The sequence below is a fragment of the Pseudazoarcus sp. NS34 genome, assembly GCF_059703725.1.
Map to the genome: position 1 here is coordinate 559,459 of NZ_BAAKIZ010000003.1, position 19,162 is coordinate 578,620.

At 58.3% G+C, this 19,162-nt stretch carries 16 protein-coding genes and 1 tRNA gene; all 17 read right to left on the reverse strand.

The window, feature by feature from the left end; genetic code table 11:
• Positions 1 to 14: 14 nt before the first annotated feature.
• The 17 genes from AC6H0N_RS12735 to AC6H0N_RS12815 all read right to left on the reverse strand — a co-directional run bounded on the left by AC6H0N_RS12735 (position 15) and on the right by AC6H0N_RS12815 (position 19,114).
• Positions 15 to 1,046 (reverse strand): GHMP family kinase ATP-binding protein, encoded by a 1,032-nt coding sequence (locus AC6H0N_RS12735; RefSeq protein WP_497574485.1) that lies wholly within the window; start codon positions 1,044 to 1,046, stop codon positions 15 to 17.
• A gap of 42 nt (positions 1,047 to 1,088) precedes the next feature.
• Entirely contained in the window at positions 1,089 to 2,120 is a 1,032-nt protein-coding gene (locus tag AC6H0N_RS12740; protein ID WP_497574486.1) for a GDP-mannose 4,6-dehydratase, read from the reverse strand.
• A gap of 57 nt (positions 2,121 to 2,177) precedes the next feature.
• Positions 2,178 to 3,041: an NAD-dependent epimerase/dehydratase family protein gene (locus AC6H0N_RS12745; protein WP_497574487.1), complete on the reverse strand. Its 864-nt coding sequence runs from the start codon at positions 3,039 to 3,041 to the stop codon at positions 2,178 to 2,180.
• A 74-nt stretch (positions 3,042 to 3,115) separates the two neighbouring features.
• A complete protein-coding gene (locus AC6H0N_RS12750; protein WP_497574488.1) occupies positions 3,116 to 6,358 on the reverse strand; it encodes a glycosyltransferase in 3,243 nt (1,080 codons plus the stop codon).
• The gene (locus tag AC6H0N_RS12755; protein WP_497574489.1) at positions 6,355 to 7,731 is read right to left on the reverse strand and encodes a hypothetical protein; all 1,377 of its coding nucleotides are present in this window, start codon (positions 7,729 to 7,731) and stop codon (positions 6,355 to 6,357) included. The genes AC6H0N_RS12750 and AC6H0N_RS12755 overlap by 4 nt, the downstream gene beginning before the upstream one ends.
• A gap of 28 nt (positions 7,732 to 7,759) precedes the next feature.
• Positions 7,760 to 8,368: a sulfotransferase family 2 domain-containing protein gene (locus AC6H0N_RS12760; RefSeq protein ID WP_497574490.1), complete on the reverse strand. Its 609-nt coding sequence runs from the start codon at positions 8,366 to 8,368 to the stop codon at positions 7,760 to 7,762.
• A 9-nt stretch (positions 8,369 to 8,377) separates the two neighbouring features.
• On the reverse strand, positions 8,378 to 9,628 hold the full coding sequence (locus AC6H0N_RS12765) for an ABC transporter ATP-binding protein (protein ID WP_497574491.1): 1,251 nt from the start codon (positions 9,626 to 9,628) through the stop codon (positions 8,378 to 8,380).
• Positions 9,618 to 10,436: an ABC transporter permease gene (locus AC6H0N_RS12770; protein WP_497574492.1), complete on the reverse strand. Its 819-nt coding sequence runs from the start codon at positions 10,434 to 10,436 to the stop codon at positions 9,618 to 9,620. Before AC6H0N_RS12770 ends, AC6H0N_RS12765 begins: the two co-directional genes overlap by 11 nt.
• 4 nt (positions 10,437 to 10,440) lie before the next feature.
• Positions 10,441 to 11,394 carry a glycosyltransferase family 2 protein gene (locus tag AC6H0N_RS12775; RefSeq protein WP_497574493.1) on the reverse strand — a complete coding sequence of 318 codons (954 nt, stop codon included), beginning with the start codon at positions 11,392 to 11,394 and terminating at the stop codon, positions 10,441 to 10,443.
• Positions 11,395 to 11,971: 577 nt separating this feature from the next.
• Positions 11,972 to 12,889, reverse strand: coding sequence for a hypothetical protein (locus AC6H0N_RS12780; RefSeq protein WP_497574494.1), 918 nt, complete (start codon positions 12,887 to 12,889; stop codon positions 11,972 to 11,974).
• Positions 12,890 to 12,894: 5 nt separating this feature from the next.
• Positions 12,895 to 14,103 (reverse strand): hypothetical protein, encoded by a 1,209-nt coding sequence (locus tag AC6H0N_RS12785; RefSeq protein WP_497574495.1) that lies wholly within the window; start codon positions 14,101 to 14,103, stop codon positions 12,895 to 12,897.
• 13 nt (positions 14,104 to 14,116) lie between these two features.
• Positions 14,117 to 15,043, reverse strand: a complete 927-nt coding sequence (locus AC6H0N_RS12790; RefSeq protein ID WP_497574496.1) for a glycosyltransferase family protein — start codon at positions 15,041 to 15,043, stop codon at positions 14,117 to 14,119.
• 57 nt (positions 15,044 to 15,100) lie between these two features.
• Positions 15,101 to 15,808: an ABC transporter ATP-binding protein gene (locus tag AC6H0N_RS12795; protein ID WP_497574497.1), complete on the reverse strand. Its 708-nt coding sequence runs from the start codon at positions 15,806 to 15,808 to the stop codon at positions 15,101 to 15,103.
• The gene (locus AC6H0N_RS12800; RefSeq protein WP_497574498.1) at positions 15,808 to 16,596 is read right to left on the reverse strand and encodes an ABC transporter permease; all 789 of its coding nucleotides are present in this window, start codon (positions 16,594 to 16,596) and stop codon (positions 15,808 to 15,810) included. Before AC6H0N_RS12800 ends, AC6H0N_RS12795 begins: the two co-directional genes overlap by 1 nt.
• A gap of 253 nt (positions 16,597 to 16,849) precedes the next feature.
• Positions 16,850 to 16,925 (reverse strand) — tRNA-Phe (locus tag AC6H0N_RS12805).
• Positions 16,926 to 16,971: 46 nt separating this feature from the next.
• Positions 16,972 to 18,453 carry a sensor histidine kinase gene (locus AC6H0N_RS12810; protein ID WP_497574499.1) on the reverse strand — a complete coding sequence of 494 codons (1,482 nt, stop codon included), beginning with the start codon at positions 18,451 to 18,453 and terminating at the stop codon, positions 16,972 to 16,974.
• Positions 18,428 to 19,114 (reverse strand): response regulator transcription factor, encoded by a 687-nt coding sequence (locus AC6H0N_RS12815; protein ID WP_497574500.1) that lies wholly within the window; start codon positions 19,112 to 19,114, stop codon positions 18,428 to 18,430. Before AC6H0N_RS12815 ends, AC6H0N_RS12810 begins: the two co-directional genes overlap by 26 nt.
• Positions 19,115 to 19,162 lie beyond the last annotated feature (48 nt).

Consider the following 19,162-nt stretch of genomic DNA (forward strand, 5'->3'; position numbering starts at 1 on the left):
TGCAATAATCGACCTCACGCAATCCTCCACGCCTGCGAGCCATGTTTTGTGAAGTGGCAATTGCTGACCTGACCACCGAAGCGGTTGAGTTCGCGCACCACGTCCATGCGCTTTTCTGCCGGCACGAAGAACCACATGAAGCCACCGCCACCCGCACCAGACACCTTGCCGGCCAGCGCGCCGGCCCGACACGCCGCGTCGTAGGTTTCGTCGATGGATGCGTTCGACACCGCCTTGGCCGAACGCTTCTTGCTGTCCCAGCCCTGCCGCATGGAATCCACGATTGCCGCGAAGTCCCCACGCAGCAGCGCCTCCTTCATCACCAGCGCCTCATGCTTGATGCCATGCATCGCCTCCAGCGCCATCTGGTCACCTGAGTGTACGTTGCGACTCTGATCCGAAATGATCTGCGCCGACTCACGCGACACACCGGTGAAATACAGCACCAAGGACGCTTCCAGCTCGCAGAGAATCCAGTTCTTGATGCGCAGCGGATTCACCACCGAACGCTCGTCGGCGTAGAACTCCATGAAGTTGAAGCCGCCAAAAGTTGCCGAGTATTGATCCTGCCGCCCGCCCTGCAGGCCGCAATCAACCCGCTCGATGCGATAGGCAAGCTGCGCAATCGCATAGTCGTCCAGCGGCAGATTGAGCAACTCGACAAAGGCCTTGATCATCGCCACCACCAACGTCGACGAAGAACCCAGGCCTGACCCCACCGGCGCATCGCAAAAGGTGCTCAACTCCAACGGAATCGGCTTGCCGTCGTTGAAGTGGCGGACCATGTGGTTGTAAACCGCCTTGTGCAGATCCAGCCGCCCGTTCAGTTCCAGCGGCTCGTCAATGGCCTTGACCTTCTCGATCTCGCGATCGGTCGCCACAAAACGCACTTCCGGCACATCCAGCGTCTTGATCACCGCGTAGGCATAGCGGTCGATCGCCGCATTCAGCACATAGCCGCCATGAATGTCGCAATAGGGGGAAACGTCGGTACCGCCGCCGGCAAGGCCCAGGCGAAGCGGCGCGCGCGCTCTGATGGTAGCCATGTTGGTCAAAACCCTCTCATTCCTGAAACTCTTCCGCGAGCCTTAGCGGTTCAACGGAATCCGCCCCTTGGCGATTTCCTCGCGCCAGTGCTCCAGCAGGTCGGCAAACATCTGCCGCGCCGGAATCTCGGGCTTCCAGTTGATCGCCGCACGAATCTTGGTGTTGTCGAACATCTGGTAGTCCGCGTCGATCGGACGCAGACGCGATTGATCCGTCGCCACAGTGATGTCCTTGCGCCAGCTCATGCCAAGCAGGATGTCGATCACTTCCGGCAGTTGGAACGCCTCTTCTCCGGCGATGTTGAAACAGTCTCCGCACGGGATGCGCCCCTGCTCACTCGCCTGCATCAACAGGAAGTAGGCACGAACCGCATCGCGTGCATCCTGGAAAGTCCGCACGCTGGCCAGATTGCCCACACGAATAACCGGGTCCTGCCGCTCCGCCTCAATCAACGCAATCTGCTTGGCAACCGTGCTCTCGAAAAACACATCGCTGCGCCGCGGCCCCGAATGCGTCCCCATCCTCGTCACGAAGGTACGCATGCCGTAGGCCTCGCCATAGAAGCGGCCGAGATAGTCCGTACCGATCTTGCTGATGCTGTAAGGGCTGGCACCGTGAAAAGTTGTGTCCTCGTTCAGCGGCACGCCCGGACGAGCCCGCCCATACACCTCACTGGACGAGCAAACGTGCACCACCGGATCGTAGCCATCAGCGTCGCGCATCTGGCGTATGCACTCCAGCAGACTGGCCGTGCCGATGATATTGGTCTGCAGCGTCTCGAGCGGAACATCGAACGAGGTCTTTGGATACGACTGCGCCGCCAGATGCGAGATATACGCCGGCCGGACCTCACGCAGCATCCGCGCCAGCGAAGCCTGATCATTGAGATCAGCGTAGAACAGCGAGATTCGATCCTTGTGATTGATCCTCTCGGTCAAATGCATCAGGTTGTCGAGCGGCTCCTGCCAACGCATCATCCCGACGACATCCAGATCCGTCTTCTCCAGAATGTAGTCGGCCAGCTGCGACCCAACCTGCCCCGTAACACCCGTAATCAGTACCGTCTTCTTCATTCAGCATCCGCAATGCCCGCCTGGCGGGCATCAACACTCCTTATCAATACGAGCCGCTCACTGGCCACGGTCAAATTCAATTGCCGCGGCTTCACGCAACGTTCGCGAGGCCCTGCCCAGCAACTGGGGCAATACATCCGAGCGCATGCTGATGACTCTCGGCCGGTTCACAAAGAACTGCGCGTCGGGCTCCACCTTCCGATACTTCAAAGCCGGCAAAGCCACCTGCCGCAGAGCTTCCGCAAAATCGAGCCGCGACAGCACCTCAGGCCCACCGAAATTGATACACCGTTGCGGGAAATCGTCCCATCTTTCCGCCAGCGCAAGCGCCCCCTCGACCACATCCTGACGATGCACGATTGCGCGGCAGAACGGATGAAACAGCTCGGCCTCAACGCCCTTCTCTGCGCAACCAATCAGGTAACGCGTGAACTTGTCTTCGCGTGAAAATACGTAGGAGAGCCGAATGCTCTTGAACGCCTCATTGTCGGCAAACCGCCGCTCGACCTCATACTTCATCTCGGCATAATCACCCGCCGGAGAGCATTCCAGGCGTTCATCGAATTCTGCCGCGTGCTCGCCATACACTGCATCGCTCGAAAAAAAGATGACTTTTGCACCGCGTTCGATCACACGCTCGGCAAACGCCGAGGTGCCGAGCACATTTACAGCCCTCGCATAGTCAGGTTGCGAAGCGCAGATATCCGGAGCCGAAATGGCGGCGGTCAACAGCACGACGTCCCCCTCCTGAATTGCCGCATAGTCAAACAGCTCGGGCCGCTCCAGAGCCAGTGTCAGCATTCCGTCGCGCGATGACGAAGAGGTAGCTATCACTACAAAACGTTGGTCAGCGGCGGCAACGACGGCGCGACCGACATACCCGCCACCGCCCACCACGATCAGTCGTGAGTTGCTGCTCATTGCAAACTCCACCTTCGTCTCTGCATGCAAGAAACTCGTCTCAGGATGATCCTGTTCAAACAGCACTAAATCTTTTAGCCGGCCTTTACTGCACAAAACAAGAACTGCTCCCTACCCAGATAACCCTGACGTTCAGACCAATACGCCACAGCTACCGCTTTACCAAAGCCCAGACTGCGAAGGCGGTCAAGCACGCTCCAACCAAAGTACCTGTAGCACAGAGCCCCCCCTTCAGGATCAACCGGGTTGCCATGAAACTCTGGCTCCATGAGGTGCTCGACCGTGCCATCATCACTAAGCACTGCGCGAATGACGTCATCCCTTTGGTCCGCCGCGAACGGCACCGAAAATATGACCATCCCGCCAGGCTGAAGGACGCGACAGATCTCCCGGAAGGCCTGATCAGGATCCGGAACATGCTCCAACACATCCAGTGACAGAACATAGTCGAAGGATGCGTCCGCGAAACTCAACCGCATTACATCTTCATTGCGAATTCCATTTACTAGCGCCCCCGGCTCAACCCCTTGAAAATACTCGCTACCTACAAGCCCGGGATAGCGGTCTGCAAGCCACTGGTAAGTTCGAGTTAGCCGCTCGGTAATGTACATGCGGCTACCCTGCTTCGGGTCTCCCGCCGTATGCAGGAGCTGCAACGTTGCGCGAACGCGGTTTACCAATCCGCAGTGCTCGCACTGCATGTGCTCCCGCCAGTTAGGCATTCTTCTGCCGTCAGCTCCAGGTGGGGGGGCATACATAAAACTTGTGGTAAAACGCGCATCCCGCTTGCATACCTCGCAATACCCGCTCGTCTCAAAGGTTTCCGTACCATCGGAAGGCAAAAGCGAAAGCTCCTTTTGAACACGCGCCTCAATCTCGTCGGAAGCACGTGCAACATGGTCACAGTAGGCACTCCAATCGCTCAGTTCCACGGCAGAGTGCAGAGTCGCCCAACCACTCTCGACATTGCGTACCATGCGGCCAAGTTTCTCGCGGATCACCTCATAAGAATAGTTTTCAAGCGCAAACCGATGGCAGGCGTCACTCAATCCTTGCCACAATGTTGCATCGGTGTAAGCCCGAAATATCTGGTCAGCTAAACCTTCGGCGTCTGCACCAACTAGAACATTCTGCCCCGGCGACATATTCATGCCCTCAACAGCCATCGGGGTAGCGACGCAGGGCACGCCGTAGCAACAACTCGTACCGATCTTTCCCTTGATACCTGCCCCATAGCGCAGGGGTGCGATGGAAAGCCTAATGGATTGGAACACTGGCGCAATATCTTCTACATAACCGAGAATCTGGACCCCTGGAATTTCTGCCAAGCGCGTGACCTCATCCGGCGGCGAAGAGCCGATTACTTTGAAATTGAGATCAGGGATCCTCTCGCGAACCAATGGAAACACTTCCTTCGCAAAGTAGACCACGGCGTCAATATTTGGCTGATGCGGGAAGCTTCCGATGAAGAGTATGTCCCGTCTATCCGCGTACGGACGAGCGCTACCTGGAATGTCCTTGAATACGACAGGCAGCACCGCAAGAGGAGCTTCGGGAAGCTGCTCACGCAATAGGTACTGCTCTTCACTGCTCAATACGATCGTTAGGTCGCATTTCTCGATCAGCTCGAACTCCTGATCCCGCGTCACTAGTGCCGCTTTCATAGCAGACGCGTCCTCCGAAAGCTCCGCCTGACGCATTTCACGCAGGTGATGGACATCCACCGTATTGAAGATCAACTTGAGCTCCGGCGCGCTCGACTTAATCGATCTCAGGTACGGCCATACCACGGGCCCCCGGGAGAGCACGCACACATCAAAGTCTGCAGCGTGATCCATCAGCCATGATTCAACCGATTCAATTTGCGGATAAGTCAGCACTTGCACGCCACATTGAACCAATGCTTCGTAATAGCCGGCTTCGTACTTGAGGCTGCATGGAAGGAAGGTCACCTGATAGCCCAGCGAAGACAGCATCTCTAGAAGGTTGAAGGCCGTCACCGATGCAGCATCCCGGTCTTGCTTGGGAATCTCCCAATCGAGGTAAAGCAGGCGGCGCTGCCCGCCGCCTGACTGCCTCACTTGAATCGCCGCCATAGAAGCTGGCGGTGCAGCATAGCGGCTGAGCTCTACAACTTTCTGCTTTACGTAACGCCAACCATGTTGCCGGTAGGCGCGCCAAGCTCGACGCCCTAGCGACTTCCACCCCCCCGCCAGGGTTCGGGCCACCGGCAAGGCTCTTTTGATCAATTGAACCCTGCGAAGGAGACGAGAATCAGTCACCAAGCCTGCGCCTCCCGACACGCCGGGCTCCAGGCTGGAGGGCTCAGCCTTCCTATTAGCTCTATCAAGCTCAGCTGGCGTATGCAGGTTAACGCCCGCGGCCCCGTTCCAGCTGAACGCATACGGAAGAGCACGATAGAAGGCATCCCCCTGTTGGAACACCTCAGCTCGATAAGCCTCCAAGAGCTCGCGCAAATCACCAATGTTGTCGACCGTAACCTGCTGGCTATGCCGCGAAAACACTTCCGGATCATTCAGCTTGCTGCCGCTAAAATGCACAAAGCGCAGCGGGGCGCCATTAACAGTCCAGCCGGCGTCCGTTTTGACAACTTTGCGTTGCGGCAGATTCCAGTACGCCACGTTGTAGCCGGGATGATGCAAAACGCGGCAACCAGGCACAAACGCGGGCAGCAAATCAGCCCACTTCTGATCCACGAACAAGCCGTCTTCAATGCGGATAACGCACTCATGCTCGAGGCGTCGCCCCCACCATGCGAGAAAACTCCGCACAGCCGGGGTGTTGCGCAACGCAAGAAACCCAAGGTTGTAGATCCCGAACTTCAACATATCTTGATCGCTGATCTGATCATGCTCTGCGGGCTGCAAGAGATGAGGAGTCATCACGGCCTCCGCCCCCTCATTCAGCAGGGCGTCAAGCTCGGTCATCCGATCAACGAAAAATAGATCAGGATCCAGATAAACGACCGAAGAGCACCCGCCGTCACGCATCAATCGCTCGAAAACAAAAGGCTTGATGGCCGTATTGAACTCGGTGATGTTGTAGCGCGACGCCATCCCCTCCAAATCGGGGAGTTCGAGATCATCCAAATAGACGAACTCGAAAGGCTCGTCCCCCGGTACAAACTGTCCATCAACCCTGTCGCACAAGGCAACAACAAAGCGGGCGTCCGGATAATGCGGCCGGATCGAGTAGTACAAGGCTCGCGCGTGGGCGAGAAAGTTCTTCGCGCATATCGTGAAGAAGACATCAGGACCGGGCTCCGCAACGGCAGCCCGCTCAGTTTTCAAACTCATTTGCTCACTTTCCCGCGAAACAATCGCCGTACCGCCCTAAAGGGCGAGGTCACTCTCCACGACGTGCTCATTTGAATTCTGAGCAGCGCCTCGTCTCCCGCAGCAAGCTTGGCTCTGCTCTCCGCCAAATCATCAATACATCGCCGCAAGTCGCCTTCGTACTGGGCCAACCGTCCTTCACACGCAACCAACTGGCGGCCCTGTTCGTCGAGTTGATGAATCACTTCATCGCGCTCACGGACGACCTCATCACGCTCCCGGACAATATTCTCCACCTCAGCCTCCACCAGCACATATTCGTCGCGGAGGCGGGAAATCACCATCACGCTGCACTCGCCCTGTTCACGCGACACACTCCTCATCCGTGAGGCATCCTCAACTGCACCTGCAACATCAGCATCAAGGGAAGTACTCGCCACGAAAGAACGCGCCCGTTCCTTATCCAAGTACTGTCGCACTGGTGCCAGCCGAACGTCGTCCACCCCATTGCGCTCAAAGACATCCAACACCTGCGCCTCGACTTCCGCGAAGAAGCCCTGCTCTTCATCCAGGAACTGCGCCCTGTGCAGATCAACGTCCGAGAAGTCGACATTCGGGAGGCCCGCTTCGTTGAGCCTTTCGATCACCTCAGTCCGATACTCTGGTTCCGCATCAAGCGCATCCATGTCAACAAACAAATCACTACGTTCCACGCCGGCCAGATAGGCATATATCCACAAGCCGAAGAACAGGAAGTAATCCTGGCGGGGCGTCAGCGGATGTTCCTGCGCCCATGCGAGCCGGGCCGGCAAATCATCGCCCTGAAGGGGTTCGACACCACTGCCAGCAGCCACGCCACTCAACTCAGGTGGCAAATTCTGCAGAGCAAAGATCAAACGCGGCGTGGATGCGATGTAGGCATCCACCATGTAGGAATACCACTGATCCCAAGGATTGCGGATCAACACTACGTGGCTGGACGGGTAGTGCGCCTTGAACCAATCGATGCGGCCTATCGTGCGAGTGCACTGAAGCACAGGCAGGCGCTGCGCATTCTCGATCAACATATCGAGATAAGACTCAAGCTCAGGACTGGCTTCGTCTGCCGCCATAAAGAAAAGATCGAACGCGAACTGCACCTGGAACCGCTCTCCGATAGCGGGCAGCAGAGGGAGGTATTCATCGAAATAGCCGCTCTTCAGAAAACTGTGCCTCAGCAGTTTCTTCACGTCACCCTCGCGGGCAGCCAGCTCGCTCGCTCGCTCGGGCAGCGAAGCAAGCACGTCGTGCATCACCTCGTGGTAGGCGTGACAAGTCCCGCTGCGCTTCAATGCGTTGAAGAAATAGGTACTTCCCGAGCGAAACAGCGAGTGCACGAAGACAGTACGCGACAAAGTTTCGCTCTGCCTACCGAGGGTTCTGCTAGTAGCCATATTCGAAAAGCTCTATGTCTTGCTTGAACCGCTCCCCGACATAAGCCTTGGAGGCGTCGTCGTAGTAGCTCTTGTACCCGTCGCGGCGGGATCTGTTCTTGTGCGGCAAAGGAGGGCAGGAAATTCCGATGCGACGGCAAACTCGATCAAAGTCTGCCTGCAGGGACTCAAACCTGATGACGTCGTCAAACCCAGGCTTGTCGTCAAGCCAGATGTAATCGCGCATGGGCAACGGAAGGATCAACTCATCGACACGCAGAATGCGCGGCGAAACGCCCTCAGGCGTAAGAAATGCTGTTTGTGAGATCACACGATCCCATGGATTTCTAATCGAAGTGAATATGAAGTAAGAGCGGATTTCATCTCCCAGAGCTTCAAAATAGTCCTGGAGCGAAGCGTGCTTGTGCTTTGGGTCGTCAAAACCTAGCGTGTCATTGAAGACATCCAGACCTTGCTCGCCATCCTCAGCCACTACGCTGCCGACACTGGGTCGAAATACGAGGCGGTCATCTGCATAGGACTCAAGGGCTGCTTGAATCGAATTTCCGCCGGTCTTGGGGATATGTATGTAGATGAATTTATATCTTGAAGAAATCATGCTGTCCGATCACAACGCCCTGATGTTCATGTCCACGGTACCGAGGAAATCCACTTGTGAACGTACCACCTCGAAAGAAAGCGCTGCCGGCTGTTTGTCCACGGGGAAGCAGGACTCTCCGACCCTGTCACTTTCCAGCCGAACCGTTATGAAGTAACGACCGGGCCTGAGCTTGGCTTCAAACTCAATCTCCAGCTCTCCACCAAGGCGATCGCCTTTCTCATAACTCGGGCGGGCAAAAAAATAACGCCCGGAAACGTCGAGCATTCTCTGATCATGAAGAAACATGCTTACCGACACTGAGGAAAGCGAGCTCTGATACTCGTAGCCCACCTGCAGAACCAAGGTCTCACCTGACGCAATGCATGTCTGACTACCCCCTCCCGGCGCAAACCCGACGCTAGTAATCGCTCCCTGCTCCGTCCCGAACGCAGGCAATTCACTACCCGTAACGGAGGGCTTGGTCAGCATTGGAGTTCCATGGAGCGCCCGACGCTGCTCGTCGCGGATATCCCGGAAGTAAAGCTCTGCAAGCTCCGCAGTGCGGCCTTGGGCTTTGACATCCCCGCTTTGCAGATAGATGGACCGCTCGCAGAACGACTGAAGCATTCCCATATCGTGAGACACAAGTATCAGCGTGGTCCCGGAACTGGTGAGCTGCTCCATTCTCTGGAGACATTTATGCTGGAACGCTGCATCTCCGACCGCCAGGGCTTCATCAACTACCAAAATATCCGGCTCAACGCATGCCGAGATGGCGAATGCAAGACGCACAACCATTCCGCTGGAGTAGGTCTTGACCGGTTGTTCGATGAAATCACCGATGTCGGCGAATGCAGCAATTTCGTCAAAGCGCGCAATCACTTCGTCGCGCGCAAGACCAAGAACGGCGGCGTTCATGAAGACGTTCTCTCGCCCGGAGAAGTCCGGATTGAAACCCGATCCAAGCTCCAGCAGCGCAGCGATTCTTCCGTCCGCCCGAATCGAACCAGCGGATGGATTGAGCGTGCCGCAAATCATTTGCAGCAAAGTCGATTTGCCGCTGCCATTGCGACCAATGATACCGACGCTCTCTCCCTTACTAATCTCGAAGGAAACATCCTTCAGCGCCCAGAACTCGCGGAAATACTGCTTCTGCGGCAGGCCGACCATGTTGCGCAGGCGCGGGAGAATGAACTGCTTCAGCCTGTCCCGCGGATGATCGTAGATCTGGTAGCACTTGCTCAGCCCTTCGACCTTGATGGCTATTTCAGAGGACATCGGCAAACCCCTTGCGGGTTTTCTGGAACCACGCGAAGCCCAGCCACGCGAACGCGCAGGAGACCAGTGCATACAGCGCGAGCATACCGAAGTCAGGATGGACGCCGAAATACAGCACGGCTCTGGCCTGCTCGATGACCGGCGTTAGCGGATTGAGGTAGATGAGGTTCCGATAGGCCTCAGGCAAGGCACTGGCCGGGTAGAAAATCGGGCTGAGAAACAGCATGGCAGTGGTGATGATGCCAGTGAGCTGAGACACGTCACGCAAGTAGACGCCCAACGATGCCAGCGCCCAGGACAGGCCCATTACCAACAGTAGAAAGGGCAGCAGAACGAGAGGGAGATACAGCACTGTAGGGTGCGGCAGCCCGAACAGCACGACATAGGCAAGCAGCCACACTGCCAGGCTCACCGCACCGTGAAAGAGCGCCGACAGCATTGCAACGAAGGGCAGTATTTCGAGCGGGAAAACGACCTTCTTGACGTAATTGGTGTTGGAAATGATCAGGCTCGGCGCGCGATTGATGCACTCCGAAAACAGGTTGAAGACGATAAGCCCGGCGAACAGCACCAGGGCGAACTCGACTTTGGAACTGCTTGCCGTATCCCAGCGCGCCTTGAAGACCTCGCTGAACACAAACGTGAAGACGGCCAGCATGAATACCGGCGTAAAGAAGGACCACAGCAAGCCCATGAACGAGCCGCGATAACGCCCCAACACTTCCCGCTTGACCGAAGCCACGATCAGTTCGCGGTTGCGCCACTGGCTGCGAAACATTTCCAGCGGATGGATCGGGTGACTCTTCATTGGATCAGAGCTTGCGCATCGCCGCGGCCGCCACAAGGCCGAGGTTGCCGAGAAGTGTCTGACGATAGACACCGCACCGCTGCAGTCCGATTAGCGCAGACAGCGGAGACTGACTGCGCAACGCGGCAAAGCGCTCAAGCAGCGCGCGGCTCTCCGGTGTGAGGGGGCAATCAACCGACCGCAGCGCATCGAGATTGCGCTCATTCCAACCACGGAAGCGCCCCTTGAACAGCATCAACACCCGCGCAAGGCGAGCACGCCACCCAGAATTTCGACCGATGAGGTTACCGCCGTGCTGGCGATAGCGGATGGCAGGATAGGGGTCGTAGTGGACGCTGCCGCCGCAACCACTGACCAGGATATAAGCCCACCAGTCATGCGCAACGGCCTGTACCTCGGGGCTCGCCATGCACAGCAGCTTACGTGCTGCGTTGTTGAACATCATGGTGTTGCCGCCGCCGATGTTCTGCACCAGCGCGTTGCCGAAGGCGGGCTCGCGAACGAACAGGGGTGACAGGCCGATCTCGCGCCCTTCGGCGTCGATCAGGCGAGTGCGGGCGCAGTACAGGGCGGGTATGTCTTGCGGAATGGTGGCGATCCAATCGAGGGCGCGCTGCAGCTTGTCGGCCTCCCAGATGTCGTCTTGGTCGCAGAAGGCGAAGTAATCGGCTTCGATCTCGGGGTGGCAGGCCAGCGACAGGAAGTTTGCGGCAAATCCACGTTGCGGGCCGGACACGATTTGCATTCGTCCAGCCGGCCACGCTGCCTGACGGCCTGCCAACAACTCGATGGAAGCGTCCGTCGAACCGTCGTCGGACGCCCAGACTTCCCAGTGGGCATGCGTCTGCGCCTCAATGGAATCAATCTGCTCCTTGAGGAACTCCTCGCCGTTGTATGTACACAGCAGGATGGCGACTTTGGGCGAAGCCGCCAGAACAGCCGAATCATCGCAGGCCATGCGCGGCGCCTCCTGAACGGAGGGTGCGGGCGGAGATGAAACTCGAGACGGAGCAACGGTAGCAGGGCTGGGAGACACGGAATCCGGAAATGCACGCATGTCGGGGACCGACTATTACGGGCATCTTTTCGTTTGTTGGCGGGCTGGATGGTACTTCACGCACGCAGAAAACTCGCATATGAAATGTCGATTAAACGCAGATCGCATAGAGCAACTGTAACCGATTGCAACATGCCGGTAACGTCACCCCCGAACGAGCACTGACAGTAGCCAAGCAGGCGGGGATCATAAGCAGATGGGTATGCTTACCAATGGCCCTATGCCGCAACTCATCAAGGGGCTGCGCTCTCCGAGAGACAAACGTCGCAGCTCCCGCCCCCGCCCTGGCATGCCTTGCTCCCCCGCGGAACAGCTAGTTTGCAACTGTGCCCTTGAGCTCAAACCGCATTGACCAGTAGGACTTGAGCGAGCGAAAACAAGCTGAACCTGATCGACACACCCCCATCGACAGGGGTATCTGAATGGGCCGCCTCTCAACCGTATATCACTACACCCACAATTGAAAACGACCTGGCCATCAGCTCTTGAAGTAGTGATCGCGATAACGCTGCAGCTCCGCTACGCGAAGACGGTTCCGGTAAATTCCGTCTGCAGTCATTGAAACCCAACGCAACGCAGGCAATACCTCTTGGTCTGCGCAGTTGGTCTTCAGGAACTCAAGCATCTTCGCGGACGAAGGCCTCGTTCGAATGGTCGAATCTGCCTTCATGTAAAAGCACTTCTCGCCCTTGTTCAACGCCTGATAGCAATAAGCATAGGGCAGCGCAACATCCGCACGATCAAGGCTGTGAAATCCGCCCACCGACCGCAGCATCGTGAGCACCTGATGCTCGCCCTTGCGAATGTTGTAAGCGCGGGACTTGCGCGCGAAATTCCGCGCGAACAATTGGTCAAACTCGGCAATGGATGCGTCAGTACAGGCCGCACCGAACAACCAGCCCGAACAATGCGGTACTTCATCAAAGATCATGGTGCCGGCAACGAGACGCCCTTCCGCGAGATTTGCCTGCAAGTCGGCGATCATGGTTTGTTGATGCGGAGTGAAGTACCACACCGAGTCGTTGAAGAAGCACACCGACTCAGCGCCATTCTTGAGGCCCAATGTATCCAGCGCACGCCAACCTTGCTGGTAGGCGAAGAAATCGCGCCCAGCCGATGGCACGCTGACCATGACATCAAGCTGCCCCTCGTACTGATTGCACGCCCCGTTCGAAGCCACGCCGATGACACGGAAGCCCGCCTCGGAAAGACGGCTGAACAGCGCCTGCAAATCAGGCCTTGGCTTGGAATCAAACAAACAGAAAATCACGAGCCTGCGCCGGTCACTGCTCCTGAGCTCCCGGACAGATTTGATTGCATCCCGCCCGAACAGTCTGAACAGTTCCCCACGGACAATGTCCCAGAGCTCAAACAGGGCAGCGCAGAATATTCTCATGATTTTCAAAAATACCTGTAGTGACGGCCTTCGAGATGACCATTCCGGGAGTAGTGCAAATAGGGATTCACGCTTGCTAGCGCAATATCCTTATTCAGCTCGACATAAGCTTCCGGGTCAAAGTCGTACGGTACGTTTGCATGTTTGAAGCACTTCCATCGATGCATCAGACCGCCCAAAAATGAGCGCCTGCGGAAACGCCGTTCCTTCGCAAAACTGAGCGCATCCATGAAACACTCCAGATCAGCCACATCAATACAGGCCGGCGCGGCGCTCTCCACTTCATCGCGGACAGAAGTTCGGAGCACTTGACCGTGGATGTTTTCGTTGGCTTTCGCGATCCACTCCCCGAATCGATCAATCAGTAGTGCGTCTATATGCGGGTCGTAGCTTTTCGCGAAAGTACTTGAAGACGGCTCCCGAGAAAGCAGGCGCGCGCAGACGAAAGCGGGGAAGTGCGTGCCGTCGAAACGCTGATTGACGATCAACTGTATGCGTGCCTCGGACGGAGACAGCGATCGATTGAAGACGTCTTGCGCTTCACCTTTGAAACACACGCCCTCGCCCAACGGAATGTCAGTCACGCGCATGAACTCGGACGCCAGACAACCTTTGAATGTGTCGTAGTTGACCACCTTCAGCGGTATTTCGGCCTTCGAATATCGGATGAGCGGCGCAAAAATTCCCCGGCTCCGGACCCTCCCTTCAATAACGTCGGTAACGTAGTCTTCAAAACCTGACCGGAGGAACCGGCTCTTCAAAAGCTGATTCCAGGCGGAGGCGAAATGGTCGTAATGATCTCGCACGAAGAGCACGAAATCGCATTCGTATCGCCTTACCAGCCGTGACTTGATGTACTGCAATACATCGTCGTCTAGATTGGACATTGCCTCGCAAGAGAACAGGACACAGTCGAAGTCGGACTTGTCCACAGCCTCACCAATCAAATCGACGGCCCGCGTGGTCCACATTCTCGACATGACCGGGAAGCCAGCTTGCTGGGACTGCCGTGTAACCAGCCCCTCGACAAACATCATCTTCACGATATTTCCGACACAGCCGCCACTGTCGATCACGACGGGATCTTCTGCATAGGGGTAATCCACGCCCACCGCATGCAGATCGTCGCGATGCCGGCTGAACAGCGTCTGGAGGTAGGTCGTGCCCGTCTTGGGCGCACCGATGTGAAAAATGATGCGTTTTCGCTTACTCATCCTCCCGACTCCATCACCGCCCACGCCCGCCAAGATAGCCGCGCAGAAATGCGAAATGGGTGATCGACCGGAAATACGCGACCTGCCGCTCTCGGCTCGGAAGGAGTCGGCACAAAGCCCCATAGCCGAAGACCCGAACCCCTTCGGCAAGCATTGACCGCCGCGAACATGAACGCCACGGCCCGTCGAAGGCCGGGTTTTCATTCTCGAAAATGCGGGCAGACAACCCGGCGATACGCATGGTCTGGCAACGATCCCGCACAGTCAGTCGATGCCGATGCTCCGCAACCGTCTCCGGCAATAGCGTGGATTTCATTCCGAGCTTCACCAGCCTCAAGCCCATCTCCCAATCGTCCCAGGCATGGTACGGGAAGGACTCGTTGAACGGCCCGGCCTTGTCGAGCAGGGACTTCTTGAAAGACACGTTGCCAAGATAAAAGAAATCGTCCGGAACGGCCGTCATGTCCGGATGAAATGGCACACCGAACAGCGCACCGCTGCACTCGAGCCAATCGACGAAATCGGAACGCAGATCCGGCGGCACGATGGCCCCACCGACACCGACCATTCGCTCATCGGGATGCGCTCGATGGAAGTTCAGGGTGGCGCTGATTGCATCGTTTCGCAGCAGAAAGTCATCCGCAACCACGTAGATAAGGTCTGTCTGGCACAGCTTCAGGCCGGCGTTGACGGCCTTTGCGCGACTGCCGGATTCGCCGCAGAACACAGCCTGCACGGCCAGCCCGGCGGGCTTGCGGGGGGCGAGACGCTCAAGCGCCCCGCACAGGCGATCATGGCAATCCCGCGCTGTAGATAGCAGGAACAGCTCAAACTCGTCCGGATCAGCGGTCTGTTTGAAATAGTGTTCGATGGTTGCGTCGAACTGCAAATCACCGCGTACCACGTCGAAGACGGAAAGAACGCTGATCTTCTTGCTCACAATCACTCTCCCGGCCAGCTTCAGGGGGTGGAGAGAGCGGCGTGACAGCGCCCCCCCTCATTTCAATTGCTGAAAGGACTTTATACGCCCGTGCTCAAGCTCCATGAGCTTGTTGCAGAAGCTGCGCAATAAGTCATGCTTGTGACTGGCCAGTACGACGATGCCGGCCTTTTCGGCAAACCCGGCCATACGGACTTTGGCCTTTTCCTGGAACGCCGGATCCCCCGCACCGATCCACTCGTCCATCAGCAGGATCTCGGGTTCCATTTCGGTGGCAATCGAAAATGCCAGACGTGCGGCCATGCCCTGACTGTAGGTCTTCAATGGCAGGTCGATGAAGTCGCCAAGCTCGCTGAAAGCAATGATGTTCTCCATGCGCTCTTCGATCCAAGCCGGCGTCCACCCGTTGATCAAGCCCCGCAGCACGATGTTGCGACGCCCGGTGGCCTCCTTGCGAAAGCCCAGATTGATGTTGAACAGCGCGTCGACGCGACCATGAACGGCCAGCCGGCCGTCTGTCGGCTCGTGGATGCCATAGAGAGTCTTCAGCAGGGTGGTCTTGCCGGCACCGTTTGAGCCGATCAAGCCAAGGCGGTCGCCAGCGGCCAGCTCAAAGCTGACCCCGTCGAGCGCGACCACGCACTGCGCACCGTTGCGCATGGCGATCGTGCCGCCCGTGGCGGTACGCCGATCCGGCGCCTGCAGCGAAAGTTTGCGCGGGACGGGGTAGGCAAGCGTGAGGTTCTCAGCGCGAATGGAGACCATTACAGGATGAACGCCACTTTCTTTCGGAACAGCCCGAGCAGGACCAACGCCAGTACCCAGAGGCCCAAGACCATGAGCAGCACCAGCAGCATGGCCTGAAACGCTGGCACGCCACTGACCACCGGTGTGCGCACCACTTCAATCAGATAGGTGAATGGATTCAGGTGATAGAAGGACGCCCGCAGGCCGCCCTCACCGCCGTAGGTCCAGAAAATCGGGGTCAGGAACATGCCCAGCCGCATGAAGTTGGAAACGATGAACTGGCTGTCCGGGACATACGCACCAAGAAAGGCAAAAACAATGATTGCCGCAGGTGTGCTCAGAACGACCAGCAGCAAGCCGGGCAAGGCCCATAGCGTACCGGCCGAGAAGGCGACGTCGCTGGCCAGCAGGATCGCGCAGCAGCCCAGCACGGCGTAGGCCGAACGGATCAGGGACTGCATAAGCAAGCGCATCACATAAACGGAGAGCGGAAGCGGCGTGCCCTTGATCAGAGCCTCTTCGCGAACGAACAAGGTGACGCCGTGCGACGTGGTTTCCATGAGGTAGAACCACACCAGCAGCCCGGTTGCGACATAGGCGGAATAATGCGGAATGCCCTCTCCGCGATGAAACAGAAAAATGAAGGTGCCCGCAAACGCCAGATAGTTGATGAGCAACCACAGGGGGCCAAGCGTGGTACGTCGATGCTGGTCGCCAATGTCTTCCTTGGCCAGCTCCAGCCAGAGATGTCGTAGGCGCAGCCCCTCACGAATGTCACTACAGGCATTGCGCAGCACGGTCAGCATCAACGGGCTATTCCTGCGGGTTCAACAATGGGATGGGCTGATGTCGGGTCGAAGAAACCGCGCCACGCCAGTCGTCGGGCGCTCTTCTGATGGCCGAAGCATAGCACTGCCTCCATGCCGCACTCCCGCCCTAAACAACTCAATGAAAAATTGATTTGCATGAGTGCAAGCGCGCGCTTCCGACCGCAGCACCTACAGCACAAAACAAAAAGCACTTGGCCCGCATTTCGCGGGCCAAGTGCTTTTGAATCTTTGGTGGCCAGGGGCGGAATCGAACCGTCGACACGCGGATTTTCAATCCGCTGCTCTACCAACTGAGCTACCTGGCCAAAGAGAGGCCGCATTATAGCCCAATCGAGCCATTCGTCAATTGCCTCAGAACCATCCACCACGAGAATTCGGGTGGGTCGGAGCATGGCGCAGGCCGGGGTGTACGAAGCTGACGCGGGCCAGTGTGCCCTGCCCTTCGGGGACGTCTTCGAGGCGCACGGTGGCGCCGTGCAGGTCAGCGATTTCACGCACGATGGGCAGGCCGAGGCCGGAGCCGTCTTCGCCGCTGTCGAGCACGCGGTAGAAGCGCTCGAAGACGCGGCCGCGGTCGTCTTCGGGGATGCCGATGCCGGAGTCTTCCACCTCGACCACCGGCACACCGCCCTCGCTCAATATGCGCGCGGTGACGCTGCCGCCGCGCGGGGTGTATTTGATGGCGTTGTCGATGAGGTTCTTGAACATCTCGCGCAACAGCACGATGTTGCCTTCGACCAGCGCGGTGCCGGCTTCGCCCTCCACGCCGAAGTCGATGTGCTTGGCCAGTGCGCGCGGGAAGAGTTCGCCGGCCACGTCGCGCACGACAGCATCGAGATCCACCGGTTGCATGGAATAGACGCGCTCCGAGCCGGCCTCGGCGCGCGCCAGCAGCAGCAGCTGGTTGATGAGGTGGGTGGCGCGCTCAGCGCTGGCGGCGATGTGGTCGAGGGAGCGGCGCAACTGCTCGGGGTCGGTTTCGTCCTGGGCGAACTCGGTCTGCGTCTTGAGGCCGGTGAGTGGCGTGCGCATCTGATGCGCAGCATCGGCAATGAAGCGCTGCTGGGCCTGCATGTTGGCATCGAGCCGCGCCATCATGTCGTTGAAGGCAATGATCAGCGGCCGAGCCTCTTCCGGCACGCTGGACGGCTCGATCGGTGACAGGTCGGTTGGCCTGCGCCGCGCAATGCGTTCCTGCAGACGGTTGAGCGGCGCAATGCCGCGCGACAGGCCGACCCACACCAGCACCACCGCCAGCGGAATGATGGCGAACTGCGGAAACAGCACTTCGGTGACCACGCGCGAAGCGAGATTGCTGCGCTTGTTGAGCGTCTCAGCCACCTGCACCAGCACCAGCGGCTCTTCCGGCCGCGTGGGCTGAAGGAACTGATAGGCCACGCGCACCTGCTCGCCGTGCACGTATTCGTCACGGAACAGCACGGTTTCGGGAATGATTTCCAGCGGCGGCGCGGCCTGCGGCAGCTCGCGGTCGCCGTTGGCCAACTCACCGCCGGAAACGGCCACCTGGTAGTAGAAGACGTCGTCCCGATCGGAGCGGAACAGCACGCGCGGCGAAGCGGGAAAATCCACCCACACCACGCCGTCGATGACCTGCACCAGCCTGGTGAGCGCACGCACGTTGTCGGCCAGCACCAGGTCGTAGGGCTGGTTGGCAATGTTGTCGGCAACGTTGTGCGTGAAGATGATCGAGATCGGCCACAGCACCAGCAGCGGTGCGAGCAGCCAATCGAGTATCTCGCCGAACAGCGAATTGGGCGGTTGCTGCTTGGCCGTAGCCGAGGCCTGCTTAGGCCTTCTGCGCCGCAGCCTCATCCTTGTGCTCCAGACAGTAGCCAAGGCCGCGAACGGTCACGATGCGCAGATCGGTGTCTTCGAGCTTCTTGCGCAGGCGGTGCACGTAGACCTCGATGGCGTTGTTGGAGACTTCATCGCCCCAGCCGCACAGGTGGTCGACGAGTTGATCCTTGCTGACCAGGCGCCCGGCCTTGAGGATGAAGACTTCGAGCAGACCGACTTCGCGCGCGGAGAACTCCACCACTTCACCGTGGATACGCACCACGCGGTCGGCCTGATCGTATTCGAGCTGGCCGAAGCCGATGCGCCGCGGCTGGCCGGTGCCGCGCCGCGTCAGCGCGCGCACGCGCGCTTCGAGCTCGGGCAGGGCAAAGGGTTTGGTGAGGTAGTCGTCGGCACCGGCATCGAGCCCGGCAACGCGGTCATCCACGCCATCCTGCGCGGTGAGGATCAGCACCGGCGTGGCCGACTTGCGCGCCCGCAGGCGTTTGAGCACATCGAGGCCGGGCAGTTTGGGCAGCCCCAGATCGAGGATCAGCAGGTCATACGATTGCGAGGCCAGCGCGGTGTCGGCGTCCAGTCCGTTCGCAACGTGATCGACGGCGTAACCGCCGCGCCCCAGGGTGCGGGACAGGCCGTCGGCAATGACGTGGTCGTCTTCGGCAAGCAGGATGCGCATGGAACCCTCTCGGTGCAGTCAGGCGAGCATCTTCACCGATTGCACGGC